The following is a 3,957-nucleotide window of genomic DNA, read 5'->3' as shown; positions in this document are numbered from 1 at the left end:
TTTCTGATAGTGAATTAAAAGATAAAACAGTTGAATTTAAAAATAGAATTGCAAATGGCGAAACTACTGATGATTTGTTGCCAGAGGCTTTTGCAGTTGTTAGAGAAGCTGCATGGCGTGTGCTTGGCATGAAGCACTTTAGAGTGCAAGTTATTGGTGGTATTGTTCTTCACCAAGGCAGAATTGCCGAGATGAAAACTGGTGAAGGTAAAACTTTAGTTGCAACTCTACCTGCATACTTAAATGCCCTTGAAGGCAAGGGATGCCACGTTGTTACAGTTAACGACTACTTGGCAAGCCGTGACAGAGACTGGATGGGTAAAGTTTATGAATTTTTGGGACTAAGCGTTGGATGTATTATTCACGACATGGATCCTGAAGAGAGAAAAATTGCTTATAACAGTGACATAACTTATGGAACTAATAACGAGTTTGGTTTCGACTACCTAAGAGACAATATGGTAATTTATAAAGAAGAAATGGTACAAAGGGACCTTCATTACTGTATCGTCGACGAGGTCGACTCAATCTTAATTGATGAGGCAAGAACTCCACTTATTATTTCTGGACAAGGCGATGAATCAGTTGATCTATATGTCAGAGCTCGTGATTTTGTAAATACACTTTCACACAGAGTAAAAACTGAAGATGAGTCAAGTTTCGAAAGATTTAACAGAGAATTCAAAGAAGAAACTGTAGACTATGTTATAAATGAAAAGGACAAAACTTCTACTTTAACTGACAAGGGTATTGAAAAGGCTGAAAAGTACTTTGGAGTAGATAACCTTGCCGATGCAGAGAACATGGAACTATCTCACCACATTAACCAAGCTCTAAAAGCTGCTGGAAATATGAAAAGAGACGTTGACTATGTTGTAAACGACGGCGAAATTATAATCGTTGACGAATTTACTGGACGTCTTATGTATGGTAGAAGATACTCTGAAGGTTTACACCAAGCTATTGAAGCTAAAGAAGGCTTAAATGTTCGTGCAGAATCAAAAACTCTTGCAACAATTACATTCCAAAACTACTTTAGAATGTATAAAAAGCTTGCAGGTATGACAGGTACTGCAATGACAGAAGAGGGCGAATTTAGAGATATCTATAACATCGACGTTGTAGAAATTCCAACTAATAAACCTGTAATAAGAGTAGATGAAAATGACCACATCTATAGAGATGAAGATTCTAAGTTTAAGGCAGTTACAAAAGAAATAGAAGAAGCAAACAAGAAGGGTCAACCAGTTCTAGTTGGTACTATTTCAATCGACAAGTCCGAAGAACTTTCAAAATATTTAAAACGTGCAGGCATAAAGCACAATGTATTAAACGCGAAAAAGCACAAACAAGAGTCTGAAATTGTAGCTCAAGCTGGTAGATTTGGTGCAGTTACAATTGCAACTAACATGGCTGGTAGAGGTACCGATATTGTTCTAGGTGGTAACCCAGAATTCTTGGCTAAAAGAGAACTTCAAAAACAAGGCATGGAAGATGAGATGATTGAATACGCAGACTCATACTTCAAGACTGATGACGAAGATATCTTAAAAGCAAGAGAAGAGTACCAAAAACTAGTTAGTAAATTTAAAAAAGAAACTGACGAAGAAGCTGAAAAAGTTAAAGCAGCAGGCGGTCTTAGAATTATTGGTACAGAAAGACACGAGTCACGAAGAATTGATAACCAACTTCGTGGTCGTTCAGGACGTCAAGGAGACCCAGGTTCTTCAAAATTCTACATTTCAGCTGATGATGATTTAATCAGACTATTTGCTGGAGATAGATTTAAGGCGACAATGGAAAAAATCGATGCGCCAGCTGATGAACCAATAGAACACAAAATTTTGACAAGACTTATAGAGTCTGCTCAAAGAAAAGTAGAAGGAAATAACTTCAGTATTCGTAAAAATGTATTGCAATATGACGATGTTATGAATAAACAAAGAGAAGTTATTTATAGCGAAAGAAGAAAAGTTCTTGAAGGCGAAAATATCCACGACGATATTGTTGCAATGAGAAATAGTCTTATCGAAAACACTATTGACTTCTACAACAAGTTAGATGATGACAATAAAAAACATCTTGACTTTGAATCAATTCAAAACTTCGGCGTAAATACATTTGGATTTAGCGAAGACTTCTTAAAAGATTTAGAAAATCCAGATGTAGACAGCGTAAAAGAATTTATAAAAGAACGTGCAGCTGAAAAATATAAAGAAAAAGAAGAAGAATTTGGCGAAGAGAAATTCAGAGAAGTTGAAAGAGTTGCTCTTCTACAAAATGTTGACCAAAAATGGATGGATCACATCGATGCAATGGATCAACTTAGAAAGGGAATTGGACTTCGTGCAGTAGGTCAAACTGACCCAGTAAGAGCATATGCAGAAGAAGGATTTGATATGTTTGAAGAAATGAACGCATCAATCCAAGAAGACACTGTAAAGATGCTTTATCACGTAGTTAACCCTGAAGTGCAAAGAAAGAGAGTTGCCAAAGAAGTTGACACAGTAAATCCTGACGATGGAAAACAAAAACCATATGTAAGGAAAAAGAAAAAAGTAGGCAGAAACGATCCATGTCCATGTGGCAGTGGCAAAAAATATAAAAACTGCTGCGGAAAATATGAATAAAAATTAAGCAGTTCTCAATGCGAGAGCTGCTTTTTTTATGAAAAAACCTGCACTCAAGGTGCAGGTAATTTATTACATATCTTGTTCTAAAAGTTCTCCAGACTCAAAGTCATAATCGAAGCTTACATCTTTAGTTCCGTCAGTGTATTCAAGTTCAAGAATTAATTTTCCATCGTCAGTTTCAAGACTATATTCGTTAAGAACATATCCGTCTTTAACTTCTTTGTCTGCCTTTTCGATGAAGCCATCAATTTTATTTAGCATGTCGATAGTTATTTCTTTTTTGTTGTCATCGTCTTTTTCTACTGCATCTTTTTCTTCTTTAATAACTGTTCCGTCACTTGCATCAAGTTTTAGTTCGATTTCATTTTCGCTGTCATATCCGTCGATTTCATAAGCGGGAGAACCTTTTTCTTCAGTTAGTTTGAAAGAAGTAATTTTTGCACCTTTATACATTTCTGTAAAGTTATTAAAGGCCACTTCTTTTTCTAAAACTGGAGCGTCACTTGCCTTTTCAGCAGTTTCAGTTACTGTTGCATTTTTTTCGGCATTAGTGTTTTCCACTACATTATTATTTACTTTGTTAGCGCTGGAATTGGCGTTACCTTCAGTTTTGCCGCAGGCTGACAAAAGTAAAATTGAACTTAAGCCTAATGCTAGCGCTATATTTTTCTTGTTCATTTTTTCCTCCTAATTAATTATTATTAACTTTTATACTTTTACCCGAGATTGTTTAAAATAAACTTTAATTTAGTACTATGAATTGTGTAAAGATATGATATAATAATTTTAATGAGATTTAATTAAACGTTTAAGTGATGAAAACATTTTAGTAAAATTATTTTAGGAGGGAGTTATGGAGCTTAAAAACACTGAAAAATCTCTCAGCAATTTAGTCTATCTTGACTTAAAAGAAAAAATTCTAACGAATAAGCTATTGCCAGGTGACAAATTAATCGAAATGGACATAGCACGCGAGCTAGGAGTTAGCCGTACACCAGTTAGAGAAGCTCTAAAAAAATTAGAGGAAGATGGCTTGGCAAAAAATTTTCCAAGGAAATCTTACTTAGTTTCAAAAATTTCAATGAAAGAGGCCAAAAACTTATATATCGTAAGAGAGGCATTGGAACCACTTGCCGTTGGTCTTTTGGCAGAAAAAGGGCTTAGTGAAAAGACAAAGCATTTCGAAGAAGTGCATGCAAAACTAGCAAGAGAGATGGATAGCGACAACATGAAGGATGTTCAAGATTTAATTATTGAGTGGAACATAGCACTTGTTAGTTCTCTAAATAATGAAATTTTGAGAGAAGTAATGGTCATGGTCAAC

3 protein-coding genes are annotated in these 3,957 nt (G+C 35.2%); 2 read left to right on the top strand and 1 reads right to left on the bottom strand.

All coding sequences use genetic code 11. The annotated features are described in order from the left end of the window. Window positions 1-2,630: preprotein translocase subunit SecA (gene secA, locus ACOX6R_RS07430; RefSeq protein ID WP_433448819.1), on the top strand; the 2,630-nt coding region annotated here is incomplete at its 5' end. A 72-nt stretch (window positions 2,631-2,702) separates the two neighbouring features. On the opposite strand, the gene ACOX6R_RS07425 is transcribed toward secA, so the two are convergent. Continuing rightward, complete coding sequence (locus tag ACOX6R_RS07425; RefSeq protein WP_433448817.1) at window positions 2,703-3,311, bottom strand: PepSY domain-containing protein; 609 nt, start codon at window positions 3,309-3,311, stop codon at window positions 2,703-2,705. 175 nt (window positions 3,312-3,486) lie between these two features. Here ACOX6R_RS07425 and ACOX6R_RS07420 point away from each other — a divergent pair. Then, on the top strand, window positions 3,487-3,957 hold a 471-nt coding region (locus ACOX6R_RS07420; RefSeq protein WP_433448815.1), incomplete at its 3' end, for a GntR family transcriptional regulator.

The organism is Peptoniphilus sp. (assembly GCF_050943655.1).
In the GTDB taxonomy this organism is placed as follows: domain Bacteria; phylum Bacillota; class Clostridia; order Tissierellales; family Peptoniphilaceae; genus Peptoniphilus_A.
The sequence above is the reverse complement of the archived record's forward strand: the minus strand, read 5'-3'. Positions and strand labels throughout refer to the sequence as shown.